At 63.1% G+C, this 21326-nt stretch carries 20 protein-coding genes and 1 tRNA gene; 3 read left to right on the top strand and 18 right to left on the bottom strand.

Features of this window, described 5'->3' with window-relative positions; genetic code table 11:
- Window positions 1–11: 11 nt before the first annotated feature.
- From SKZ59_RS14800 to SKZ59_RS14750, 11 genes are all read right to left on the bottom strand, one after another.
- The gene (locus tag SKZ59_RS14800) at window positions 12–995 is read right to left on the bottom strand and encodes a siderophore ABC transporter substrate-binding protein (RefSeq protein WP_319992168.1); all 984 of its coding nucleotides are present in this window, start codon (window positions 993–995) and stop codon (window positions 12–14) included.
- Window position 996: 1 nt separating this feature from the next.
- Complete coding sequence (locus SKZ59_RS14795) at window positions 997–1767, bottom strand: ABC transporter ATP-binding protein (RefSeq protein ID WP_319992167.1); 771 nt, start codon at window positions 1765–1767, stop codon at window positions 997–999.
- Window positions 1764–2714, bottom strand: coding sequence for an iron chelate uptake ABC transporter family permease subunit (locus tag SKZ59_RS14790; RefSeq protein ID WP_319992166.1), 951 nt, complete (start codon window positions 2712–2714; stop codon window positions 1764–1766). Before SKZ59_RS14790 ends, SKZ59_RS14795 begins: the two co-directional genes overlap by 4 nt.
- The gene (locus SKZ59_RS14785) at window positions 2711–3667 is read right to left on the bottom strand and encodes an ABC transporter permease (RefSeq protein ID WP_319992165.1); all 957 of its coding nucleotides are present in this window, start codon (window positions 3665–3667) and stop codon (window positions 2711–2713) included. Before SKZ59_RS14785 ends, SKZ59_RS14790 begins: the two co-directional genes overlap by 4 nt.
- Entirely contained in the window at window positions 3664–5442 is a 1779-nt protein-coding gene (locus SKZ59_RS14780) for an ABC transporter ATP-binding protein (protein WP_319992164.1), read from the bottom strand. The genes SKZ59_RS14785 and SKZ59_RS14780 overlap by 4 nt, the downstream gene beginning before the upstream one ends.
- On the bottom strand, window positions 5436–7202 hold the full coding sequence (locus SKZ59_RS14775) for an ABC transporter ATP-binding protein (RefSeq protein ID WP_319992163.1): 1767 nt from the start codon (window positions 7200–7202) through the stop codon (window positions 5436–5438). Before SKZ59_RS14775 ends, SKZ59_RS14780 begins: the two co-directional genes overlap by 7 nt.
- Window positions 7203–7305: 103 nt before the next feature.
- The gene (locus tag SKZ59_RS14770; protein ID WP_319992162.1) at window positions 7306–8274 is read right to left on the bottom strand and encodes a FecR domain-containing protein; all 969 of its coding nucleotides are present in this window, start codon (window positions 8272–8274) and stop codon (window positions 7306–7308) included.
- Window positions 8275–8277: 3 nt separating this feature from the next.
- Window positions 8278–8796: a sigma-70 family RNA polymerase sigma factor gene (locus tag SKZ59_RS14765; protein ID WP_319992161.1), complete on the bottom strand. Its 519-nt coding sequence runs from the start codon at window positions 8794–8796 to the stop codon at window positions 8278–8280.
- A 196-nt stretch (window positions 8797–8992) separates the two neighbouring features.
- A complete protein-coding gene (ychF, locus tag SKZ59_RS14760; protein ID WP_034753282.1) occupies window positions 8993–10084 on the bottom strand; it encodes a redox-regulated ATPase YchF in 1092 nt (363 codons plus the stop codon).
- Between the two features lie 154 nt (window positions 10085–10238).
- Window positions 10239–10472 carry a helix-turn-helix domain-containing protein gene (locus tag SKZ59_RS14755; RefSeq protein ID WP_034753279.1) on the bottom strand — a complete coding sequence of 78 codons (234 nt, stop codon included), beginning with the start codon at window positions 10470–10472 and terminating at the stop codon, window positions 10239–10241.
- A complete protein-coding gene (locus SKZ59_RS14750) occupies window positions 10472–11047 on the bottom strand; it encodes a DUF2975 domain-containing protein (protein ID WP_319992160.1) in 576 nt (191 codons plus the stop codon). The genes SKZ59_RS14755 and SKZ59_RS14750 overlap by 1 nt, the downstream gene beginning before the upstream one ends.
- Before the next feature lie 123 nt (window positions 11048–11170).
- On the opposite strand from SKZ59_RS14750, the gene SKZ59_RS14745 reads away from it, so the two are divergent.
- On the top strand, window positions 11171–12268 hold the full coding sequence (locus SKZ59_RS14745; RefSeq protein WP_319992159.1) for a serine hydrolase domain-containing protein: 1098 nt from the start codon (window positions 11171–11173) through the stop codon (window positions 12266–12268).
- Here the strand turns inward: SKZ59_RS14745 and pth are convergent, their stop codons facing one another.
- The 7 genes from pth to SKZ59_RS14710 all read right to left on the bottom strand — a co-directional run bounded on the left by pth (window position 12269) and on the right by SKZ59_RS14710 (window position 18377).
- Window positions 12269–12853, bottom strand: coding sequence for an aminoacyl-tRNA hydrolase (gene pth, locus SKZ59_RS14740; RefSeq protein WP_034753275.1), 585 nt, complete (start codon window positions 12851–12853; stop codon window positions 12269–12271).
- A 115-nt stretch (window positions 12854–12968) separates the two neighbouring features.
- Complete coding sequence (locus tag SKZ59_RS14735; protein WP_035824067.1) at window positions 12969–13577, bottom strand: 50S ribosomal protein L25/general stress protein Ctc; 609 nt, start codon at window positions 13575–13577, stop codon at window positions 12969–12971.
- A gap of 166 nt (window positions 13578–13743) precedes the next feature.
- The gene (locus tag SKZ59_RS14730; RefSeq protein WP_034753270.1) at window positions 13744–14694 is read right to left on the bottom strand and encodes a ribose-phosphate pyrophosphokinase; all 951 of its coding nucleotides are present in this window, start codon (window positions 14692–14694) and stop codon (window positions 13744–13746) included.
- Window positions 14695–14843: 149 nt separating this feature from the next.
- A tRNA-Gln gene (locus SKZ59_RS14725) sits at window positions 14844–14920 on the bottom strand.
- A gap of 78 nt (window positions 14921–14998) precedes the next feature.
- Entirely contained in the window at window positions 14999–15883 is an 885-nt protein-coding gene (ispE, locus tag SKZ59_RS14720) for a 4-(cytidine 5'-diphospho)-2-C-methyl-D-erythritol kinase (protein WP_319992158.1), read from the bottom strand.
- Window positions 15880–16515, bottom strand: coding sequence for an outer membrane lipoprotein LolB (locus tag SKZ59_RS14715; protein ID WP_319992157.1), 636 nt, complete (start codon window positions 16513–16515; stop codon window positions 15880–15882). The genes ispE and SKZ59_RS14715 overlap by 4 nt, the downstream gene beginning before the upstream one ends.
- A gap of 59 nt (window positions 16516–16574) precedes the next feature.
- A complete protein-coding gene (locus SKZ59_RS14710) occupies window positions 16575–18377 on the bottom strand; it encodes a tetratricopeptide repeat protein (RefSeq protein ID WP_319992156.1) in 1803 nt (600 codons plus the stop codon).
- A 168-nt stretch (window positions 18378–18545) separates the two neighbouring features.
- Between SKZ59_RS14710 and mutM the strand changes: the two genes are divergently transcribed.
- Window positions 18546–19382 carry a bifunctional DNA-formamidopyrimidine glycosylase/DNA-(apurinic or apyrimidinic site) lyase gene (mutM, locus tag SKZ59_RS14705; RefSeq protein WP_219330174.1) on the top strand — a complete coding sequence of 279 codons (837 nt, stop codon included), beginning with the start codon at window positions 18546–18548 and terminating at the stop codon, window positions 19380–19382.
- A 21-nt stretch (window positions 19383–19403) separates the two neighbouring features.
- Window positions 19404–21305 carry a dynamin family protein gene (locus tag SKZ59_RS14700; protein WP_319992155.1) on the top strand — a complete coding sequence of 634 codons (1902 nt, stop codon included), beginning with the start codon at window positions 19404–19406 and terminating at the stop codon, window positions 21303–21305.
- The last annotated feature ends 21 nt before the right edge of the window (window positions 21306–21326 follow it).

The raw sequence follows: 21326 nt of genomic DNA, 5'->3' as shown, positions 1-21326 counted from the left end.
TTACGAAAATATTATTGATAACCGCTGAGCACGTCGTCGATCACCCGTTTCAGCGACGTCACGCTGGCCGCCGTGATGTACCAGGCGTCCGCATCGACAAAGACGACGCGGCCGTTCTTCCAGGCCTTGGTCTGGCGCAGCAGCGGATTGGCCATCTGTTCGGCCGTCATGACGGGGCGGTGCTCCATCACGGCCGTGCGGTCGACAACATAGATGATGTCGGGGTTGGCTTGCTGGATGAATTCGCTGGAAATGGGCTGGCCATGCAAGCCCGCTTCGATGGCCGAACTGGCGGGTTTCACGCCCAGCGCATCAAAGACAAAACCGTAGCGCGACTGCACGCCGAATGAGCTGAAGGCGCCATTGTTGTGCAGCACGATCAGTGCTTTCTCGGGACGGTCCTGGATCATTTTGCGCGCGTCCGCCACCTTGGCGTCGAGTTCGGCGGCTTTCAGGTTGGCGACGTCTTCCTTGCCAAAGATACGCCCCAGCGTCAGCAAGTGCTGCTTGACCACCTCGATATGCTTGCTCTCGCTGTTCTGGTAGTCCACGTCGAAATGCAAGGTGGGCGCGATCTGGCTCAGTTCCTTGTAATGGTTGGCCTGGATCGACGTCATCAGCACCAGATCGGGCTGGAGCGCGTGGATATGCTCGAGATTGGGCTGCACGATGGCGCCCAGGTCGCGGATGGCCTGGTCATCCTTGTAGCGCGTGAGGAAATGCGGCACATAATCCTTCACCATGCCGGCCACGGGCACGCCCAGCTGGTCGAGGAAATCGACTTCGTTCATGTCGAGCACGGCCACCCTCTGCGGGCGATGTTGGATCACCGTCGTGCCCAGCTTGTGCACGATGGTGACGGGAGTAAATGCCTGCTCCGACGCGGAAGCGGCAAGTGCCGGCGGCGCCGTGGCCACCTTGTCGGTGCAGCCTTGCAGAGCGGCCATGGCGGCGAGCAGCACGGCCAGCGCGCAGCGGGATTTGTTCCAGATCATCTCAAGCTCCTGTGGGGGTAAAGTAATTGCAGACGCAGCCGCGCTCATTGCGCATGATGTGAAAATCGATGCCGTACAACAATCGCAAGCGTGCCTCGGTGACGACCTCGTCGACAGGGCCGGAAAAGCGCACGGCGCCACCCTGCATGGCGACGATGTGGTCCGAATAATTGGCGGCGAAATTGATGTCGTGGATCACCAGGATCACCGTGCGGCCCTGCTCGTCGCACAGGCGGCGCAACGCGCGCATGATCTGCACGGCGTGTTGCATGTCGAGGTTGTTGAGCGGCTCGTCGAGCAGCAAAATATCGGTCTGCTGGGCGATCGTCATGGCCAGGAAGGCCATCTGGCGTTGGCCGCCGCTCAGCTCATCGACGTAGGCAAGGCGCAGATTGTCCAGCGACAAAAAGGCGATGGCCTCGTCGATGGCTTGCCGGTCCTGCCGCGTCAAGCTACCCCGGCTGTAGGGAAAGCGGCCGAAGGCGACCAGCTCTTCCACCGTCAGGCGCAAATGAAAATCGGGAGACTGGCGCAGGGTGGCCACCAGTCTCGCATAGTCCTGGATCTTGATCGCCGCGATGCTGCGCCCGTCTATCGCAATCTCGCCGCCATTCGCTTGCTGCAAGCGCGCGATGAGCATCAGCAAGGTGGTCTTGCCGGCGCCATTCGGGCCGATCAAGGACGTCACTTTTCCCTTGGGAAACTGCACGCTGACGTTGTCCAGCACACGCCTGGCGCCGTAGTTTTTTTCGATCTGGTTGATGTGGATCATGCGGTGCCCCGGGTACGGACCATGAGCGCGAGGAAATACGCGCCACATACAAGGTTGACGAGGATGCCAACCGTGGTCCGGTAGTTGAAAACGTGCTCGACCAGCAGCTGGGCGGCCAGGAAGATGACGATGGCAATGGCGCAGCCCAGCGGCAAGGTGGCGCGGTGACGCCCCGTGCGGGCCAGGGCATACGTTGTGTTCGCCACAAAGATGCCCATGAACGCCGTGGGGCCCAGCAGACTGGTTGACACGGCCACCAGCACGGCGATCAGCGCCAGCTGCAGCCGCACCATGCGCCGGTAATCGATGCCGAGCGAGATCGCCTGTTCGCGCCCCAGCGCCAGCACGTCGAGCGCCGGCAAAGTTTTTACGACAGCCACGCAGGCGGCGCCCGCCAGCAGGGCCGAGTACAGCAATTGTGCAGGCTGCGTCTTGTTGAACGATGCCTGGCTGAAGCCTTGCAAGATGGCAAATTCACCGGGGCTGATGCGCAGCTGGATGAACTGGGTAAACGTGCCGATCACCATCGTCAGCACAAAACCCAGCAGCAGCAGAAAATACACGTTGTTCTTGCCATCACGAAACAGCCAATAGTGGATGGCCCAGGAATACGCGAGCATCAGCGCAATCGACACGACAAAATTGCCGTTCTGTCCCAGTAGCACCACGCTGTGCATGCCCATCGCGAGGATCAGCAGCGATTGCAGCAGCAGGTACACGGCTTCATACCCCATGACGGCCGGCGTCAGTATCCGGTTGCCGGCGATGGTCTGGAACACAATCGACGACACGGCCACGCAAACGCCGCCGATGATGATGGCGGCCAGCCGCGACAATCGTTTGGGAATGACGTAATCGAAGTCGAGATTGGCGCCGAGGAAGAGGAAAACCACTGCTAAAGCAAGCACGGCCAGCCACAGCGTCCGCTGGTTCAAACTGCGCCTCATCGCCGCCCCCGGATGATCAGGATAAGGAACAGCAAGCCTCCCACGCCACCGGCCGTCAGGCCAATTGGCACCTCGAATGGGTAGATCAGCAATCGCCCGGCGATGTCGCAGGCCAGCAGCAGCGACGCGCCGTACAGGGCGACGATGGGCAGGGTGCGCTCCAGCTTGTCGCCGTAGCGCAAGGCTACCAAGTTGGGGATGGCCAGCCCGACAAACGGGATCGCCCCCACCGTGATCACCGTGGCCGCCACCGTGACGGCCACCAGCATCAGGCCCAGCGCCACCGTGCCCGCATAATTCAGGCCCAGGCTGGTCGCCATGCCCTCGCCCATGCCCAGCACGGTAAAACGCTGCGCGTACACATACGTGAGGGCAACGATGGGCAGGATCAGATAAATGATTTCATAGTTGCCCTGCACGATGCGCGAAAAATCGCCGAGCAGCCAGCCCTGCATGCTTTGCAGGATGTTGTTGCGGTAGGCATAAAACTCGGCCACGGCGCTGAGCACGCCGCCATACACGAGGCCGATCACGGGCACCAGAATGGTGTTCTTGAAGCGGATGCGGCGGATCAGGGCCACGTACAGTACGCTGGCGGCAAGGCAGAAGGCCAGCGCGAACGCCATCTTGCCGGCCGTGCCCGCCGCAGGTGCCACGGTCAGCGCAACGAGGATGCCCAGCTTGGCCGCATCGAGGCCGCCCGACGTGGCCGGCTCGACGAATTTGTTGCGCACGATGTGCTGCAGGATGACGCCGCACACGGACAGGCCCACGCCCGTCAGCACCAGCGCCGCCAGGCGCGGCAGCCGGCTGGCCGTCAGGGTCAGCCACGTATCGTCGGACAGCGCGCCGGACGATGACAACAGTTGTGCCCACTCCATCTGCCTGGCGCCGACCAGCAAGGAGGCGCAGCACAGCAGCACGAAAAGGAAAAGCAGACGCGCGCGTGTCAAATGCCGGACTCCGTTCCAGGCTGGTGCGCGGGCGCGGCGATGCGCCAGCCTTTGGCCGCCTGGCGCTGGGCCAGGAAGTGCGCATACAGGCCGCCCTGCGCGCGCAAGATGGCTGGCGCGCCCTGCTCGCCCAGGGTGCCGCCATCGAGCACGACAATCTGGTCGGCCATGGCCACCGTCGACAACTGGTGGGCGATGACGATCACCGTGCGCTTGCCGCGCAGCCGCGCCAGCGCTTCGGCGATGGCGGCCTGGTTTTCCGCGTCGAGCGCGGCCGTCGCCTCGTCGACCAGCAGAATCGGTGCATCCTTGACCAGCGCGCGCGCGATGGCGATGCGCTGGCGTTCGCCGCCGGACAGGCGCGCGCCGCCCTCGCCCACCAGCGTCGCAAGTCCCTGCGGCAGGCGGGCGATGATCTCGGCCACGCCAGCCTGGCGCGCCGCTTCCAGCACCTCGGCATCGCTGGCGGCCGGCTTGCCGATGCGGATGTTGTCGCCGATGCTGCCCTGGAACAGATAACTGTCCTGGAAGATCTGGCTGATCTGGCGGGCCAATTGCTCGCTGGACATGTTGCGCACATCGACGCCGCCCACCAGCACCGTGCCTGCACTGGCGTCAAAGAAGCGCGCGATCAGGCGCACCAGGGTCGTCTTGCCTGAACCGGAAGCGCCGATCAGTGCCGTCATGCTGCCCGGCGCAATCTGCAGGTTGATGTCCGTCAAGACGTCGGGCTGGTCCGGCGCATAGCGGAAGTGCACGCCACACAATTCGACCGAAGCATCGCGCGGCGCTTGCGGCTTGTGTGCTTCCGGCAAGGGCTGTACGGCGAAAATATCGCGCGCAGCGTCCAGCGGGCCGCGCGCACCGCGCAGCACTTCGCCATAGCTGGCCACTTCCTGCAGCGGGTCGACAAAGCGCACCACCAGCAGCAATGCCACGCTGACGGCGATGGCGTCTGCCGCCGTTGCCGTACCAAGCAGGGTCGCAGCAACGGCCAGCAAGACGGCGAAGATGGCTTGTACGGTCCAGGCGTTCAGCACCGAGGACAGCGCCGACAGGTAAATGAGCCGCGTGCCCGCGTGGCGCTGTGTGTCGATGGCTTGTTGCAGGAAACGTGTGCCGCCTTCAGCTGCGCCACCGCCGTTACCATTGAAGGCGCGCAGCACCGACTGCGCTTGCGCAAACTCCACAAGACGCTGGCTGGTCTGGGCAAAGTGATGGTGGTAGGCATCGTCGGCGCGCTGGCCCAGGTGCGCCGTGAGCCGCAAGGCACCAGCCAGCAAGGGCAGCGCCAGCAGCGCGACCACGCCCAGCTGCCAATGCAGAGCAAACAGCGCGGCCAGCAATACCACGGGCGTGACGGCACCGCAAATCACGGGAGTGAGCACGTGGGCCGGCAACTGCGCGACACTCATCATGCCTTGCGTGATGACGTGGCCCAGCTTGGCCGTATTCTCCGGCGTAAACCAGCCGACGGGTAGGCGCGCCACGTGGTCGCCCAGGCGCTGGCGCGCCCCTTGCAAGACCGTCACGCCCACGCGCACGCCCGCTTTCTCCACTTGGCGCCGCCAGGCCCAGCAAGCGACCAACCCGACCAGCAGCACGATCAGCCACAGGGCCGCGCCGCCCACGTCGCCGGCCAGCAGCCGGCCCAGAGCCAATACCAGCGCCGTGATCGTCAGCCCGCTCAGCACGCCATACGCGAGCGCCATGGCGCAGTAGCGGCGGAACACGGGCGCATCGTCACCCAGCAGTTGAGTAAATGTTTTCAGCATGGGAGCACCGCATCTTCCTGGGAATCCTGATAGCCGCCCAGCGCCCATAGTTGCGCATAGCGGCCCTGGTGGGCGAGCAAGCCGGCATGGCTGCCCTGCTCGGCGATGGCGCCGTTCTCGACGACGACGATATTGTCGGCATGCATGACCGTGTCGAGCCGGTGCGCGATCACAAGCAAGGTGCGGCCTTGGGCAAAGCGCGACAGGGCATCCTGGATCGCCACTTCGTTTTCCGCGTCGGCCGCGGCCGTCGCCTCATCGAGCACCAGCACGGACGGATCGAGCAGCACGGCGCGGGCGATGCTCACGCGCTGCAACTCGCCGCCGGACAGCTGCGCATCCTCGCCGATGACGGAATCGTAGCCGCGCGGCAAGGCCAGGATGCGTTCATGGATGTTCGCCAGGCGCGTCGCCTCTTCGATCTCGTGCGTGCTGGCCGATGGGCGGCCCAGCGCAATGTTCTCGCGCACGCTGGCGTGGATCAGCCGCACTTCCTGCAGCACGAAACCGATGCGCCGGTATAGCTCGGGCGTGGCGATGTGCCGCAAGTCGGCGCCGCCCAAGGTGATGCGCCCCTCGGTCGGGTCGAAAAAGCGCAGCAGCAGCCGCGCCAGAGTAGACTTGCCGGAACCGGAAGCGCCGACGATGGCAGTCACCGTGCCGGGCTGCAAAGTCAGCGTGATGTCCGACAGCACCTTGTTCTGCCCATCGTAGGCATAGCCCACATTTTCCATGCGAATCTCGGTACCAACTGGCAACTGCTGCTGGCCTGGCGCCGGCTGCGCCAGCACGGGCGTGTCGAGCAAGGCTTGCACGCGCTGGGCCGCACCCGTGGCATTGTTGAGGTCATGCGTGAGGTAGTGCAGCAGCAGCATCGGCGCGGAAATGCCGGGCGCCACGAGGGCGAACGGCAGGATATCGACGGGCGCCATCGCTTCCAGCGCCACGAAGACGGTGCCGGCGAGCACCACCACTCCCAGCACGGCGACGGGTGCGATCAGCGCGTTGGCATTCGCCATGGAGCCGACCAGCGGGCGCGTAAACGCGGCAAACGCATCGGCAAACGCATCGACGGCCGCGCGGTAGCTGCCGTGCGCGCGTCCCGTGGCGCCAAAGGCCTTGACCACGGGGATGCCGTTGACGAATTCCACCACGGCATTGTTGATGCGTCCCATGCCGGCGACGAATTGTTCCATATTGCCGCCGCTGGCCTTCATGGCGCGGCCGAAGAACAGGAAGAAGCCGGGAAATGGCAATATCGAAACGATGGCCAGGCGCCAGTCCATGGCGAACAGATAGATGACGGAGATGGCGATGGCGCCCACGGCGCGCCCCGTCGTCGTATAGAAGTGCGCGGTAAGGCTGTGCAGAGTATTGATATCGTCCTGCATCGCCTGCTTGACCTCGCCCGAGGCACGGCTGGTGAACCAGCCCAGCGGCACCTGCCCCAGGCGCTGCATGGCCTGCAGGCGCAATTGATGGGTGAGGCGGTTGTCGGCCAAGTGCGCGGCCAGCTCGCCCAGCGTGGTCAGGGCCATGCCGGCAAACAGGCAGGCGACGCTGGCGAGAATGGTGGGCCAGATGCCAAGCTGCATGGCCGCAGGGGCCAGGGCGATGCTGGCGATGTGCGCGATGCCGGCCAGCGGCACCAGGGTCAGCATGGAACCCGTACCGGCCAGCACGGCGGCGGCGATCAGGCGCCCGCGGATGGGCTGCAGTATCCGGCTGATCGGGCCGGCCTGGCGGCTTGGGCTACTCATGGAAAAAACGGGAAAAAGCGTGCATAAGTTCAATGGATAAGGGTGGCTCTCACCCTATATCCCGAACGAGAATGCAAAACCCTCAATCGGGTCCGCGAAATTGTCAGGCAGCGGCCTGGACGGTCACCCAGTAGCGCGTGCGCGCAACGATTTGCACGGGCAAGGCCAGCGCCAGGTTGTGCAGCGCGCGGTCCGTGTCGCGCAGGGAAAACACGCCGTTGACGGTGAGGCTGGCCACGGCCGGGTCGCAGCGCAGCAGGCCGGGGCGGTAGCGGGCCAGTTCCGCAAGCAGCTCATCGAGGCGCATATTGTCGGCCACCAGCACTCCCTTGACCCAGGCCGCGGCGCTGGCGGACGCGGGTGCGCCAGACTGCACGATGTCGGCCGAGTAGACGGCGCCCTGGCCCGTGTCGATGCGCACGGGACGGCCCGGCGCATGCGCGAGGCGCACCTCGACGGCACCCTCGAAGACGGCCACGCGCGACGTGTATTCGTCCTGGCGTAAAGTAAAACGCGTGCCCAGTGCCTGCACCGTGCCATGGCGGCCCTGCACGCGGAAAGGCCGCTGGGCCGGATCGGGATCGTGCGCCGTCGTGACGAGGATTTCGCCGCTGCGCAGGATCAGCAAGCGCTCGCTGGCATCGAAGCGCACATCGATGGCGGAAGCGGAAGCGAGCATCATGCGCGTGCCGTCCGGCAAGGTCATCTCGCGGATCTCGCCCGTGGCCGTGCCATGCCCTGCCGTGGCCACTTGCCACGCATCCGTGCCGCGCAGCATGTAGGCCATGCCGCCCACGGGCAGCAGCACGGCCAGCAGTTTCAGGGCACGGCGGCGGTTCAGGTAGGCGGCTGGCGCCGGTTCGCGCAGCGCGTGCCGGGCCGCGTCGCGCGGCACGCTGTGCAGCTTGCCCTCGAACGCCTGCAAACGCTGCCAGGCGATGGCGTGGTGCGGATGGGCGGCGCACCAGCGGGCACAGGCAGCCCGGTCTTCGTCGCTGGCGTCATCGGACCACAGGCGCGCCATCCATTGGGCCGCCTGCTGCACGATGGCCGGTGCAATCACCACATCCATGGTTCAGGCGCCTTGGGTGTGCATGGCCTGGTAGCAGGCCAGCAGGCCGGCGGCGATGTATTTTTCGACGGACGAGACAGACACCTGCAATTCGGTGGCGATGTCGCGGTAGCTCAGGCCATCGAGTTTGCACAGCAACAAGGCCTTGCGTGCCTTGGCGGGCAGCTGGTGCAGCACCGCATCGATTTCCGTCAGCGCCTCGATCACCAGCGCGCGCTCTTCCTCGGACGGCGCCAGCGCTTCGGGCACCAGGGCCAGCACTTCCAGGTAGGCCGTTTCGATCTGGCGGCGGCGGTACAGGTCGATGACCATGCCGTTGGCGATCTGCGTCAGATGGCGGCGCGACTCCCCGGCCGGCGGCACCCTGCCCGTCTTCATCAGGTGCAGGTACACGTCGTGCGCCAGGTCGGCCGCATCGAAGGCATTGCCGAGTTTACGGCGCAGCAAGCCACGCAGCCAGTGATGGTGGTCGGTGTACAGACTGCTGACTTGCTGCTGAAGCGCTAACTCGGCGGTGCTCACGATACCCTTCCTGTCGCCAACGGCCGGCAAGAACAGGCGCATCGGATTATAAATGAGAATTATTCTCATTATATAGTGAAAAACAGGACAGCCGCAACCATATCACGCGCCCGCTGGGCCATCCGGGCAATAAAAAACCCTGCAAATCAATGACTTGCAGGGTTCGTAGTGGCTCCGTACGGGAGCGGGTCGGGAATTAGACGTTGAACAGGAAGTTCAGCACGTCGCCATCCTTGACCACGTATTCCTTGCCCTCGGCGCGCATCTTGCCCGCTTCCTTGGCGCCCGCTTCGCCCTTGTAGGCGATGAAGTCGTCATAGGCGATGGTTTGCGCGCGGATGAAGCCGCGTTCGAAGTCGGTGTGGATCACGCCGGCCGCTTGCGGTGCCGTGGCGCCCACGGGGACGGTCCACGCGCGCACTTCCTTCACGCCTGCCGTGAAGTAGGTTTGCAGGCCCAGCAGCTTGTAGCCGGCGCGGATCAGACGGTCCAGGCCTGGCTCTTCCATGCCCATGTCGGCCAGGAAAGCACCCTTGTCGGCATCGTCCAGGTCGGCGATTTCCGCTTCCAGCGCGGCGCAGATGGCGACGATAGGGGCGTTTTGCGATTGCGCATAGGCCGTCAACTGGTCCAGCAGCGGGTTGTCCGTGAAGCCCGAATCGGACACGTTGGCCACGAACATGGCCGGCTTGGCCGTGATCAGGCACAGCGGCTTGATCAGTTCCATTTCGTCGGCGTCCAGGCCCATGGCGCGCACGGGCTTGGCGTCGTTCAGGTAAGGCATCATGCGTTCCATGATGGCCAGCAGCTTGGCCGCATCCTTGTCGCCCGAGCGGGCTTTCTTGTTTTCGCGGTGGATGGCTTTTTCCACGGTGCCCATGTCGGCCAGCGCCAGTTCGGTCTGGATGACTTCGATATCGTCGAGCGGGTTGATCTTGCCAGCCACGTGGATGACGTTATCATCTTCGAAGCAGCGCACGACGTTGACGATGGCGTCCGTTTCGCGGATGTGCGACAGGAACTGGTTGCCCAGGCCCTCGCCCTTCGATGCGCCTGCCACCAGGCCGGCGATGTCGACGAATTCCACGATGGCGTTGACCATGCGTTCCGGCTTGACGATGGCGGCCAGCGCATCCATGCGCGGATCCGGCACTTCGACAACGCCGACGTTCGGCTCGATGGTGCAGAACGGATAGTTTTCAGCCGGGATGCCGGCTTTCGTCAGTGCATTGAACAGGGTGGACTTGCCGACGTTCGGCAAGCCGACGATACCGCATTGGAGACTCATGGAAAACCTTTAATTAATCAATTTTGCCGGCAAGCGGCTGGTGCAAAAACGGCCTGTACCGGCGTTTTCTGGATAATCTTGCTGTATTAATGCTCGTAAGGGTCAATTGTACCTCTATGCACCCTACTCTTCAAAAAAACCGCCCTCTGTGCCGCTAACTGCCGCCATCCCCGTCGTCCGGCTGCGACGCATCGAATTCCAGGATGTCGCCGGGCTGGCATTCGAGCATTTCGCAAATCTTCGACAGGGTATCGAAACGCACGCCGCGCACCTTGCCCGATTTCAAGAGAGACAAATTCTGTTCCGTGATGCCGATGAAGGCGGCCAGTTCCTTCGATTTCACTTTTTTCCTGGCCAGTACCAGGTCGAGGCGCACGACGATACCCATCAGATGAACCCGCTGTTTTCATCGGCCAATCGCTGGCCTTCATGGAGGATTTGCGCCAGCGCAAAGAAAACGGAACACAGCAGCAAGGTCCACAGGTCGCCGCCCGTGATGTCGATGACCAGACGCAACTGGCTCGTCCCCTCTTCCAGCAAGCCGAACAGCATGCCGCGCACGGTCGGTTCCAGCAAAGTCAGCACCGTCCCCAGCAGCAAGCCGCCGGCGAAACGGCGAAAGTGCCGCGCTACCTGCGGCGTAAAAAACACGCCCTGCTCGAACTGGCGCAAGACCGCGGCCAGCTGGCGCACGGCGTCACCCAGCACGCACAAGGCCGGCAAGGCCAGCGCCAGGCCCAGTCCCCGCTGCCACAAGGGCATGGCGGCCAGGCGCTCGAATGGCTGGCTCTGCAATTGCAGCAACAGCTCATACATGCCGGCGTTGCCGACGGCTCCCTGCACGGCCGGCGCGGGCGCCAGCCAGCCCAGCACCGTCAGCAGCAGGTACAAGACAAAGAATCCCGAAACGCCGTAGCGCACGCGCCGGCTCAGCGCCGCGGACGCCGTCTGATTTTTTTTCATAGTTAAAAGAAAAGTATACGAAAGCGGCTAGTGCCGTTAGAATAAATTATCGTAAAACAATAATTAAATCATGTTTTGCGAACATTTTAGCATGTTCCATCACCCTTATCGACTGGAGACACCATGAAAACCCTGCTTGCCTCGCTCGTTTGCAGCACCGCCTTTTTGCTCAGCGGCACCGCCCGCGCCCATGACGTGAACGCCATGCTGCAGCAGGCGCTGGCCGACAAGAGCGTGCCGGCCATGACCATACTCGTGATTCGCGACGGCAAGATCGATGCGCAGGCGCAAGCTGGCGTGCGCGCCAATGACGGCCACGATGCCGTGCGCGCCGATGATGTGTGGAATATCGGCTCCGATGGCAAGGCCATGACGGTGACCCTGATCGCGCGGCTGGTGGAACGGGGCGTGCTGTCGTGGGACGCGCCGCTGTCGCGCATGCTGCCCGCGCTGGCCGGCGGCATGCGCGCCGAGTACCGCGACGTCAACCTGATGGATCTGCTGTCGCACCGCGCCGGCCTGCCGCCCAATCCCGATGAAGCATGGATCAATTCCACCTACGCGGACACGCGCCCCTTGCCGCTGCTGCGCCAGGAATACGCGCAGCGCGCGCTGGCCGACGCGCCAGTGGCCGCGCCGCGCGGCGAATCGCATTACTCGAACAGCGGCGCCATGATCGCCGCCGCCATCGCGGAACAGGCCACGGGCAAGACGTATGAGGAATTGATGCAGGCCGAAGTGTTCGGCCCGCTGGGCATGCGGGCCGCGTTCGGCCCCACCGTGCGCGGGCAAAATCTGGGGCATAAGGAGAACAAGCCGATTGCCGGCTTGATGGCCAGCAATCCGCTGATGATGGCGCCCGATGGGGAGATTCACCTGAGCATGCAAGACTGGGCCAAGTTTGCGCTTGATCAACTGCACGGCGAACAAGGCAAGGGCAAGCTGCTGAAACGGGAAACGTATGTCTTGCTGCACACGGCGCAGGGCGACACGAATGCAGCCCTGGGCTGGGGCGTGATGCATTTTCCACCGCAAGCGCCGCAGCGTGTGCTCACCCACCTGGGCTCGAACGGCTACTGGCACGCGCTGATCGCGCTGGCGCCCGGCAGCGGCGACGGCTTGCTGATCGCCGCCAACGCGGGCGAAGGCAGCAGCGCCCAGGCCAGCCAGCAGCAGATGGCGAAAACCATCATGGCCGGCTTCGGCCAGGCAGGAAAATAACTAGGCCGTATGCAGTTTCATGGTCGCGGCTTCGAACTTGCCTTCGACGATCTGCGGCATCACCTGCAAGGATTTGTCGATCGCTTGCTCGATCAGTTCCTGGTCTTCGCGGCGCGGGCGGTGCAGCACGAAGTCGGCCACCTGCTGCTGCAGGCTCAGGGTGCGCGGATGGCCGATGCCCAAGCGCAAGCGCCAGTAATCCTGCGTGCCCAGCGCGGCCGTGATGTCTTTCAAGCCATTGTGGCCACCGGCCGAGCCGCCCTTTTTCAGGCGCGCGATGCCGGGCATCAGATCGAGTTCGTCGTGCACGACCAGCACTTCATCGGCGGCGATCTTGAAGAAGCGCGCCAGCGCGCCCACGGACTGGCCCGAGCGGTTCATGAAGGTCAGCGGTTCGAGCAGCCAGACTTCGTTGCCGCCGATGGAGGTCTTGGCCAGCATGGCGTTATAGCGCGAGTCGCGCTGCAGGCGCGTGCCGGGCAAGCTGTTGGCAAGATTGTCCACCAGCCAGAAGCCGGCATTGTGGCGGGTTTGTTCGTATTCGGGTCCCGGGTTGCCGAGGCCGACGATCAGGCGTATGGGCATGGCTGTGTCTGCAATGTAAAAGAAAGCATTATCGGTGAAAACAGGCGGAAAAAAACCCGCGCGGCGAACCTGGCGGGTTTTTCCTTGCGACTACCGCATTGCTGCGGCGGCAAAATTACTTCTTGTCAGCAACAACTTCAGCTGCAGCGGCTTCAGCAGCAACGTGGCCAGCCGGTACCGAAGCGGTAGCGATGGTCAGGTTGGCGCCGTGGGTGACAGCGGTCACGCCAGCTGGCAGAACCAGGTCGCCAACGTGCAGCGAGTGACCGACGTCGATGTTCGACAGATCAACGTTGATGAATTCTGGCAGTTTGCCTGGCAGGCAAGCTACTTCGATTTCATTGGCAACGTGGCTGATGGTCGCGCCGTGCAGTTTGACTGCTGGGGAAACGTCAGCGTTGATGAAGTGCAGAGCCACTTTCACGTGGATAGGCTGCGATGCGTCAACGCGCTGGAAGTCAGCGTGCAGAACCAGTTGTTTGTATGCGTGGACTTGGAAGTCGCGCAGCAGAACTTGCTGGGAAACGCCGTCGATTTCCAGATCCAGGATCGACGAGTGGAACACTTCTTTTTTCAACGCGTGGTACAGGGCGTTGTGATCCAGCGAGATCAGCACAGGGGCTTCAGCGCCACCGTAGACGATACCAGGGGTTTGGCCGGAAATGCGCAGGCGGCGGCTCGCTCCGGAACCTTGCAATTCGCGTTTAAATGCGATAACTTTCATGTGAAACTCCAAGAAGAACAAGGCTTGCGCCTTGTGTTATGAGGATGCCCGCGACCAGGAATCCTCGGAAATGGGGTGCAAAACACCCCGAAAATTAAAACACTGCGGCGCAACAGGCAAAAAGCCGGTCGCGCCGCAGGCATTACGTCTGTTACTGCTGATCGAATCAGTCGATGAACAGCGAGATGACGGAGTCACCCTTGATGATGCGTTTGAACGTCTCGGCCAGCAGCGGCGCGCACGTCAATTGACGGATCTTGCCGCAGGCCAGGGCCGCTTCGGACAGTGGGATCGTATCGGTCACGACCAGCTCATCGAGTGGCGACGCCGAAATACGGTCGATCGCCGGGCCCGACAGCACCGCGTGCGTGCAATACGCCACGACTTTTTTCGCGCCGCGCTCTTTGAGCACTTCGGCAGCCTTGGTCAGCGTGCCTGCCGTGTCGACCATGTCATCCATGATCACGCAGTTGCGGCCTTCGACTTCACCGATGATGTTCATCACTTCGGACACGTTCGCTTTTGGACGACGCTTGTCGATGATGGCCAGGTCGCAGCCCAGGCGTTTTGCCAGGGCGCGCGCACGTACCACACCGCCGACGTCCGGCGACACCACCAGCAGATCCTGGTAGTTTTTCTTTTGCAGGTCACCCAGCAAAATTGGCGAAGCGTAAATATTGTCGACTGGGATATCGAAGAAACCTTGAATCTGGTCGGCGTGCAAGTCCATGATCAGGACGCGCTCGACACCGGCTTCTTCCAGCATGTTCGCCACCACCTTGGCCGAAATCGCCACACGCGCGGAGCGTGGACGACGGTCTTGGCGGGCGTAGCCGAAGTAAGGAATGGCGGCGGTGATGCGGCCAGCGGAAGCACGTTTCAAGGCATCAACCATCAGCATGATTTCCATCAGGCTGTCGTTGGTTGGAGCACAGGTGGATTGCAAAACAAAAACATCCTTGCCGCGTACGTTTTCGTTAATCTCGACCATTACTTCGCCGTCGGAGAATTTCGAAACGTTTGCTTTACCGAGAGGGATGCCGAGGTTTTTTGCGACCCCCTCTGCCAACGCTGGATTCGCGTTGCCGGTAAAAACCATCAGGTTTTCGTAAGCCATGGGAGTCCCAAGAGGTGATATAGAAGTCTTGAAAAGCACTAACCGGGCATAGGCCCGGTCAGTCATGTTTAGAATATGCCGCGTGGCGGCACATCTGCTTTTTCCCGTACTGGACGCCAACTTCGCATCGACAGACTACGGTGAAATGGTGGCAGGGGAAGAAGGATTCGAACCTTCGCATGCTGGAATCAAAATCCAGTGCCTTAACCAGCTTGGCGATTCCCCTACGTTACTGACTGCTTGCCGTCATGTTGGCCAGTATTATACCGACTATTTGACGCTAAGCAAAATCTTTTTTTGCTCTCTACAACATGGTGAGCATCGGGTGGCGATTCAGCGCTTTTGCCTTCCAGGCGATCCAGACTGGTGGCACATTGCTGAGCACCGCATCCGCTTCTTCCTGACTGCCAAACGCACTAAAAACACAAGCACCGGAGCCAGTCATCCTGGCCTCACCGTAAGCACCCAGCCATTCTACCGCATCTGCTACCGGCTTGAAAAGACTACATGCCACTTGCTGTAAATCATTCTTACCAAACCCGCCCGCATCGTTTCCTTCTGCGAGGTGCCTGGAAAAGTCCGCTATTGTGACGGGTTCGGTATTTCTCGTCAAGCCTTCCGCGCAAAAAATTGCGGCGGTCGGCACTTGTACGCCAGGCTCGATCACGACATACCAGCGCTCGGGCGTGGCAACGGGCTGCAAGGCTTCGCCCACGCCTTCGGCAAAGGCATTCTCGCCAAAGATGAAAAACGGGATATCGGCGCCCAGCGGCAAGCCCAGCGCCATCAATTCCTCGCGCGTCAAACCCGCCTGCCACAGGCGATTCAAGGCCATCAGGGCCGTCGCGGCATCGGACGAACCGCCACCCAAGCCGCCGCCCATGGGCAGCACCTTGTCGATGGCGATATCGACGCCGCGCGGCAAGGCGCCCGTGCGGCGCAGCACTTCGGCCTGCAGCAGTGTCGCGGCGCGGATGATCAGGTCTTGCTCCTCCGGCACGCCGGCCAGTTCCGTCACGCGGCGGATCGCCGTGTCGTCGCGCAGCGTGAAGTGCAGGGTGTCGCCATGGTCGAGCAACTGGAACACCGTCTGCAGCAGATGGTAGCCGTCGGCGCGGCGGCCGTTGACGTGCAAAAAGAGGTTCAGCTTGGCCGGGGCCGGGCAGTTATTCAGGGTAGTCAACGTCATTGTGCTTGAGCAGATGGGGCATCGAGCACGATGCGCAGCGAGACGGCGTCGGCCTGCGCTCTGGCATTGCGTTCGGCATCGATACGCCGCGGTTGGGGCAAGGCGCCCGGTGTATTGTCAGACGCATCTTGCCACGACACATAGCGCAAGCGCCAGCCGTCCTTGGTGGTGACGCTGTCGTTGGCCGGCGAAGCGACGAAGCGCTTGCCGTCGGCGCCCACGGCATGGCCTTGCAGCCAGTCGCGCAAGCCCGACACGGGCAAGGACCAGCCCAGCAGCTGCGCGCTCAGGGCATCGACATCGGGCGCGCTGCGCGGCGCCTTGCCGCTTTGCGTCAACACGGCTTGCTGCGGCGTGACGGCGATCGTCGCCAGCGTGCTGCCGACGGGCGAATACAGGGTCACGTCCGTGCGCTGCGCCGTCTGCTGCCAGTTGAAATTGACGGTGGCCGATTCCGGCTTGTCATCCTTCTGGTACACGACGTTCAGGCGGCCCGTCAGCTCGACCTGGTCGCGGTAGGGCGCGACGGTTTGACCGGATGGCGCGGCGCCGGACGAGAATGGGGAAGTCAGGGTCGAGCAGGCCGAGAGGGACAGGCAGACGAGCGTGAGAGGGAGGAGTTTTTTCAACATGGGCACAAGGAAAAACCAGCGCCATGGCGCTGGTTTTATAGTTTAGTTAATCGATTCAATCACAAACTGACATTCAAGCGCGCCAGCGTACTTTTCAGCGCATCGTTTTTCGGGTCCTTGCTTTGCGCCTCGCGCCACAGCTTTTGCGCTTCGGCCTTGTCGCCCCTCTGCCACAGCACTTCGCCCAGATGGACGGCGATTTCCGGATCGCTACGCACGGCATAGGCGCGGCGCAGCGCATTTTCCGCCGCGGCCAGGTTACCCATGCGGAACTGCACCCAGCCCATGCTGTCCATGATGAACGGGTCGCCGGGCGCCATCTGCAGCGCTTTTTCGATCAGCGCATGGGCTTCTTCCAGGCGCAGGCCCCGTTCGGCCAGCGAATAACCGAGCGCGTTGTACGCGTGCTGGTTGTCGGGCGCCAGCGCCATCACGCGGCGCAGACTCGCTTCCATCAGCTCGAATTTGTCCAGACGCTCGGCCAGCAAGGCGTAGTCGTACAGCAGTTCCGGATTGTCGGGGAAACGCAGCAAGGCGTTTTCCATCACCGTGTACGCGCTTTGCACGTAGCCGGCGTCGCGCAGGAATTGCGCATCGACCAGCAGCACCTGCGCCTGGCTGGCAGGATCGTCCGTTTCGATTTCCGTCAGCGCCTTGCGCGCCGCATCGAGATTGCCGCCGCGGGCGATCAGCTGGGCGCGGCGCAAGCGCGCCTCGACATAGCCGGCCGACGCGCTGTTGTCGACCTTGTCGAGCCAGGCGATGGCGCCGGCCGTGTCGCCGCGCGTCTCGGCGATCTGCGACAGTATCATCAGGGCCTTGAACGGATCGCGCGTATCGCCAGGATTTTTCTCCAGCACGGCCAGGAAGCGCTTGAAGTACTGCTCCGCGCCCTTGGTGTCTTCCAGCTGCAGCGCCACGATGCCGAGCGCATACAGAGCGCCCACGTTATCGGGCTGGCTTTTCAGCAGCAGCAGGAACTGCTCGCGCGCCGGCTCCAGCTGCTTTTGCTCGACCAGCAGGCGCGCATACGCGCCGCGCACTTCGACGGCGTCCGGATTCTTTTGCAGGAACGTGGCCAGCACCTTGTTTGCCGCCTCGGGTTCGCCCGTCACCTGCGCCAGGGTCAGCGCGGCCAGTTCGGAGTTCGGCTTGATGGCCAGCGCCTTGTTCGCTTCACGGATGGCGCGGTCACGCTCGCCAAGCGACAAGGCGCCCTGCGCCAGCACCAGATGCGCTTCGAACATGTCCAGGTAAGGCTGCACCAGGCGCGTCATCATCGAATAGGCATACAGCTTGTCATTCGAGCGCGACAAAATCTGCTGCATCTGGAACAGGGCCACGCCACGCGCGCCACCCGGCGCATTGGCCAGGCGTTCGGCGAAGATCGGTTCCGCTTCCTCGATCTTGTCGGTCAGGACGACAAAGCCAAGGAAGAATTGCGTTGCCTCGTCCGAGTCGGGCGCCAGCTCGCGCCACAGGCGGATGGCCGCCAGCGCTTCGCTGCCCTGCTTGGCGGCCAGCGCCATTTCGGACGCGCGGCGCGCCAGGCGCGGATCGCGCGTCTGCTGCGCCGCCACCATCATCGTCACGTACGGCCCTTGCCACTGCCCGCTCTTGAATTCCATTTCCGCGCGGGTCAGCTTGTACAGCAGGTCGCTGCTCAATTCGACCTTGGGCAAGCCATCCGCCTTGGCGTCTGCTTTGGCGTCCACCTTGGACTCGGTGCCCTCTTCCTGCGCCGCGGCGGTCGCGGACGCAGAGGGGCTGGCCGCGGCATCGGCAGGGGCGACAGGCGTCTGTGCCATGGCATGCGTGGCCATCAGGGCGGACAAGGTTACAATGGCGAAAGCGTTTTTCAAAGGCTAATCCTGGCTAAACGGCAAAGTTTGATTCTACGCCCAACGCGGCTATCGCGTACTTCACGTATGTAACGAAATATATACGTCGTGGCGGCGTAGCTTGCCAGGGCCAGCCCTCGGCCGGCAAGCCGCCTGTTTTTTTACCCGGTTTTCAACCATTCGAGCCCTATGCCAGAATTGCCAGAAGTCGAAGTCACACGGCGCGGTGTCGCGCCCCACCTCGAAGGGCGCGCCGTGCGCTCCGTCGTGCTGCGCCGCGACGGCTTGCGCTGGCCCTTCCCCCCTGCCCTGGGCGAACAATTGTCGGGGCAAACCATCGGCCTGACGGGGCGGCGCGGCAAATACCTGCTGATCCACTTCCGCCACGGCACCCTGATCATCCACCTGGGAATGTCGGGCCATTTGCGCGTGCTGCCGACGGGGACGGAAGCGCAAAAGCATGACCATTTCGACCTCGTCGTGGAAGATGCGGACGGCGGCAGCCAGGTGCTGCGCATGACGGATCCGCGCCGCTTCGGCGCCGTGCTGTGGCACGACGAGGCCGACGGCCCGCTGGACGGCCACGCGCTGCTGCGCGGCCTGGGCACGGAACCGCTGGAAGGCGGCTTCACGGGCCAGCTGCTGTTCGAAAAAACGCGCAACAAGGGCACCAACATCAAGCAGGTGCTGATGGCGGGCGACATCGTCGTCGGCGTGGGCAATATCTATTGTTCCGAAAGCCTGTTCCGCGCGGGGATCAACCCGAAGACGCCAGCGCGGCGCATCGGTCTGGCGCGCTACGAAAAACTGGCGCAGGCGATCCGCGACGTGCTGGCCGAAGCCATCGTGCAGGGCGGCAGCACCCTGCGCGACTTCATCGGCGTGAATGGCCAGTCCGGCTACTTCCAGCAGACGTATTTCACGTACAACCGCGCGGGCAAGCCCTGCCGCGTGTGCGGCGCGACTATCCGCCAGATCGTGCAGGGACAGCGTTCCACGTTCTACTGCGTGAACTGTCAAAAGTAAGTCATAGGTAAAGGGGAGCAGATGGTCAGAGACCTGGAACAATACAGCGCATGGCGGCAGGACGTACAGGCCGCCTTGCAGGCATACCGGCAAGCCGCCAGCGCGGCGGGCTTGGTCGACGGCGCCTCAGCGCTGCGCCTGGCGCGCTGTGGCTCCCGCCTGCTCGACGACCGTTTATCCGTCGCCTTCGTGGCGGAATTTTCGCGCGGCAAATCCGAGCTGATCAACGCCATCTTCTTTGCCGGCTACGGCCAGCGCATCCTGCCATCGGGCGCGGGACGTACCACCATGTGCCCCACCGAGCTGCTGTACGACACGGCCTGGCCGCCCTCGATCCGGCTGCTGCCCATCGAGACGCGCGCGCAGAACCTGTCGACCAGCGACTACCGCGACCTGCCCGCCGCCTGGACCATTCTGCCCCTGAATATCGAGGCCGGCGGCGACATGCAGGAAGCGATCCGCCAGGTCAGCCTGACGAAAAAAGTCAGCGTCGAGGAAGCGGCGCGCTACGGCCTGTACGACGCCGACGACGCGGATGCTCCCGCCATGCTCGACGAGGACGGCCAGGTGGAAATCTCCATGTGGCGCCACGCCATCATCAACTTCCCCCATCCGCTGCTGAAACAGGGCCTGGTCATCCTCGACACGCCGGGCTTGAACGCCATCGGCACGGAACCGGAACTGACCCTGAACCTGATCCCGAATGCGCACGCGGTGCTGTTCATCCTGGCGGCCGACACGGGCGTCACACGCAGCGATATCGAGGTATGGCGCAACCATATCGGCGCCGGCGCGGGGCGCCTGGTGGTGCTCAACAAGATCGACAGCATGTGGGACGAATTGCGCGGCGATGCCGAGGTGGCGCAAGCGATCGAACGCCAGCAGGCCAGCGTGGCGCATCTGTTGACGCTGGACGCGAGTCAGGTGTTTCCCGTCTCGGCGCAAAAAGCCCTGGTGGGCAAGATCAACGGCGATGCGGCGCTTTTGGAAAAGAGCCGCCTGCTGCCGCTGGAGACGGCCCTGTTCGAGGAGCTGATCCCCGCGCGCAAGGACATCATCCGGCGCCAGCTGGCGTTCGACCTGGACGCCATCGAAGCGGCGCAGCAGGTGCAGGCGGCGGCCCGCGCGCGCGGCATCGCCGAGCAGCTGCACGAGCTGCACAGCCTGCGCGGCAAGAACCAGAGCGTGATCGCGCACATGATGCGGCGCATCGATATCGAGAAGAAGGAATTCGACAGCAGCCTGTTCAAGCTGCAGGCGACGCGCGCCGTGTTTACCCGCCTGTCGACGGAGCTGTACACAAGCCTGGGCATGGACATCGTGCGCGACGATATCGATGGCGTGCGCGCCGCCATGCAGCGCAGCCGCTTTTTCACGGGCCTGCGCGAAGCCGTGCGCCAGTATTTCGAGCGCATCGCCAGCAACCTGGACCGTTCGGAAGGCAAGACGGCCGAGATCACGGAAATGATGAACGTGATGTACCGCAAATTCGCTTCCGAACATGGCTTGGCGCTGGCCTTGCCGATGCCGTTTTCGCTGGCCCGCTACCGCCAGGAGATCGCCGACATCGAAGCCGTCTACCATAAGCAGTTCGGCACGGCGACCCTGCTCACCACCAGCCGCGTCGTGCTGATGGAAAAATTCTTCGACACCATCGCCTCGCGCGTGCGTCGCAGTTTCACCAATGCCAATGACGACGCCAGCGCCTGGCTGAAAGTCATCATGGCGCCCCTGGAAGCGCAGATCGTCGAGTACAAGGAACAGCTGAAACTGCGCTTTGCCTCGATCCAGCGCATCCATGACGCCACGGGCAGCCTGGAACAGAAAATCACCGGCTTCGAGGCCAGCCTGGCGGCGCTCGAACGCGACAAGGCGCAACTGGCGCAATTGCTGGCCACTTTGCGTGCGGCCAGCACAACATAGACAACAGAACACTGGAACCCT

The organism is Janthinobacterium sp. GMG2, from assembly GCF_033949445.1.
Taxonomy (GTDB): domain Bacteria; phylum Pseudomonadota; class Gammaproteobacteria; order Burkholderiales; family Burkholderiaceae_D; genus Janthinobacterium; species Janthinobacterium aestuarii.
This window is presented reverse-complemented; position numbering and strand designations above follow the sequence as displayed.

Excerpts from the sequence above, each read along its gene's own strand:
- pth (WP_034753275.1), bottom strand. The coding sequence starts at position 12,853 with ATGCCCATACGCCTGATCGTCGGCCTCGGCAACCCGGGACCCGAATAC.
- SKZ59_RS14750 (WP_319992160.1), bottom strand. The coding sequence starts at position 11,047 with ATGAAAAAAAATCAGACGGCGTCCGCGGCGCTGAGCCGGCGCGTGCGC.
- SKZ59_RS14745 (WP_319992159.1), top strand. The coding sequence starts at position 11,171 with ATGAAAACCCTGCTTGCCTCGCTCGTTTGCAGCACCGCCTTTTTGCTC.
- SKZ59_RS14770 (WP_319992162.1), bottom strand. The coding sequence starts at position 8,274 with ATGGATGTGGTGATTGCACCGGCCATCGTGCAGCAGGCGGCCCAATGG.
- SKZ59_RS14775 (WP_319992163.1), bottom strand. The coding sequence starts at position 7,202 with ATGAGTAGCCCAAGCCGCCAGGCCGGCCCGATCAGCCGGATACTGCAG.
- SKZ59_RS14795 (WP_319992167.1), bottom strand. The coding sequence starts at position 1,767 with ATGATCCACATCAACCAGATCGAAAAAAACTACGGCGCCAGGCGTGTG.
- SKZ59_RS14780 (WP_319992164.1), bottom strand. The coding sequence starts at position 5,442 with ATGCTGAAAACATTTACTCAACTGCTGGGTGACGATGCGCCCGTGTTC.
- ychF (WP_034753282.1), bottom strand. The coding sequence starts at position 10,084 with ATGAGTCTCCAATGCGGTATCGTCGGCTTGCCGAACGTCGGCAAGTCC.
- SKZ59_RS14715 (WP_319992157.1), bottom strand. The coding sequence starts at position 16,515 with ATGTTGAAAAAACTCCTCCCTCTCACGCTCGTCTGCCTGTCCCTCTCG.
- ispE (WP_319992158.1), bottom strand. The coding sequence starts at position 15,883 with ATGACGTTGACTACCCTGAATAACTGCCCGGCCCCGGCCAAGCTGAAC.
- SKZ59_RS14790 (WP_319992166.1), bottom strand. The coding sequence starts at position 2,714 with ATGAGGCGCAGTTTGAACCAGCGGACGCTGTGGCTGGCCGTGCTTGCT.
- SKZ59_RS14730 (WP_034753270.1), bottom strand. The coding sequence starts at position 14,694 with ATGGCTTACGAAAACCTGATGGTTTTTACCGGCAACGCGAATCCAGCG.
- mutM (WP_219330174.1), top strand. The coding sequence starts at position 18,546 with ATGCCAGAATTGCCAGAAGTCGAAGTCACACGGCGCGGTGTCGCGCCC.
- SKZ59_RS14800 (WP_319992168.1), bottom strand. The coding sequence starts at position 995 with ATGATCTGGAACAAATCCCGCTGCGCGCTGGCCGTGCTGCTCGCCGCC.
- SKZ59_RS14700 (WP_319992155.1), top strand. The coding sequence starts at position 19,404 with ATGGTCAGAGACCTGGAACAATACAGCGCATGGCGGCAGGACGTACAG.
- SKZ59_RS14735 (WP_035824067.1), bottom strand. The coding sequence starts at position 13,577 with ATGAAAGTTATCGCATTTAAACGCGAATTGCAAGGTTCCGGAGCGAGC.
- SKZ59_RS14755 (WP_034753279.1), bottom strand. The coding sequence starts at position 10,472 with ATGGGTATCGTCGTGCGCCTCGACCTGGTACTGGCCAGGAAAAAAGTG.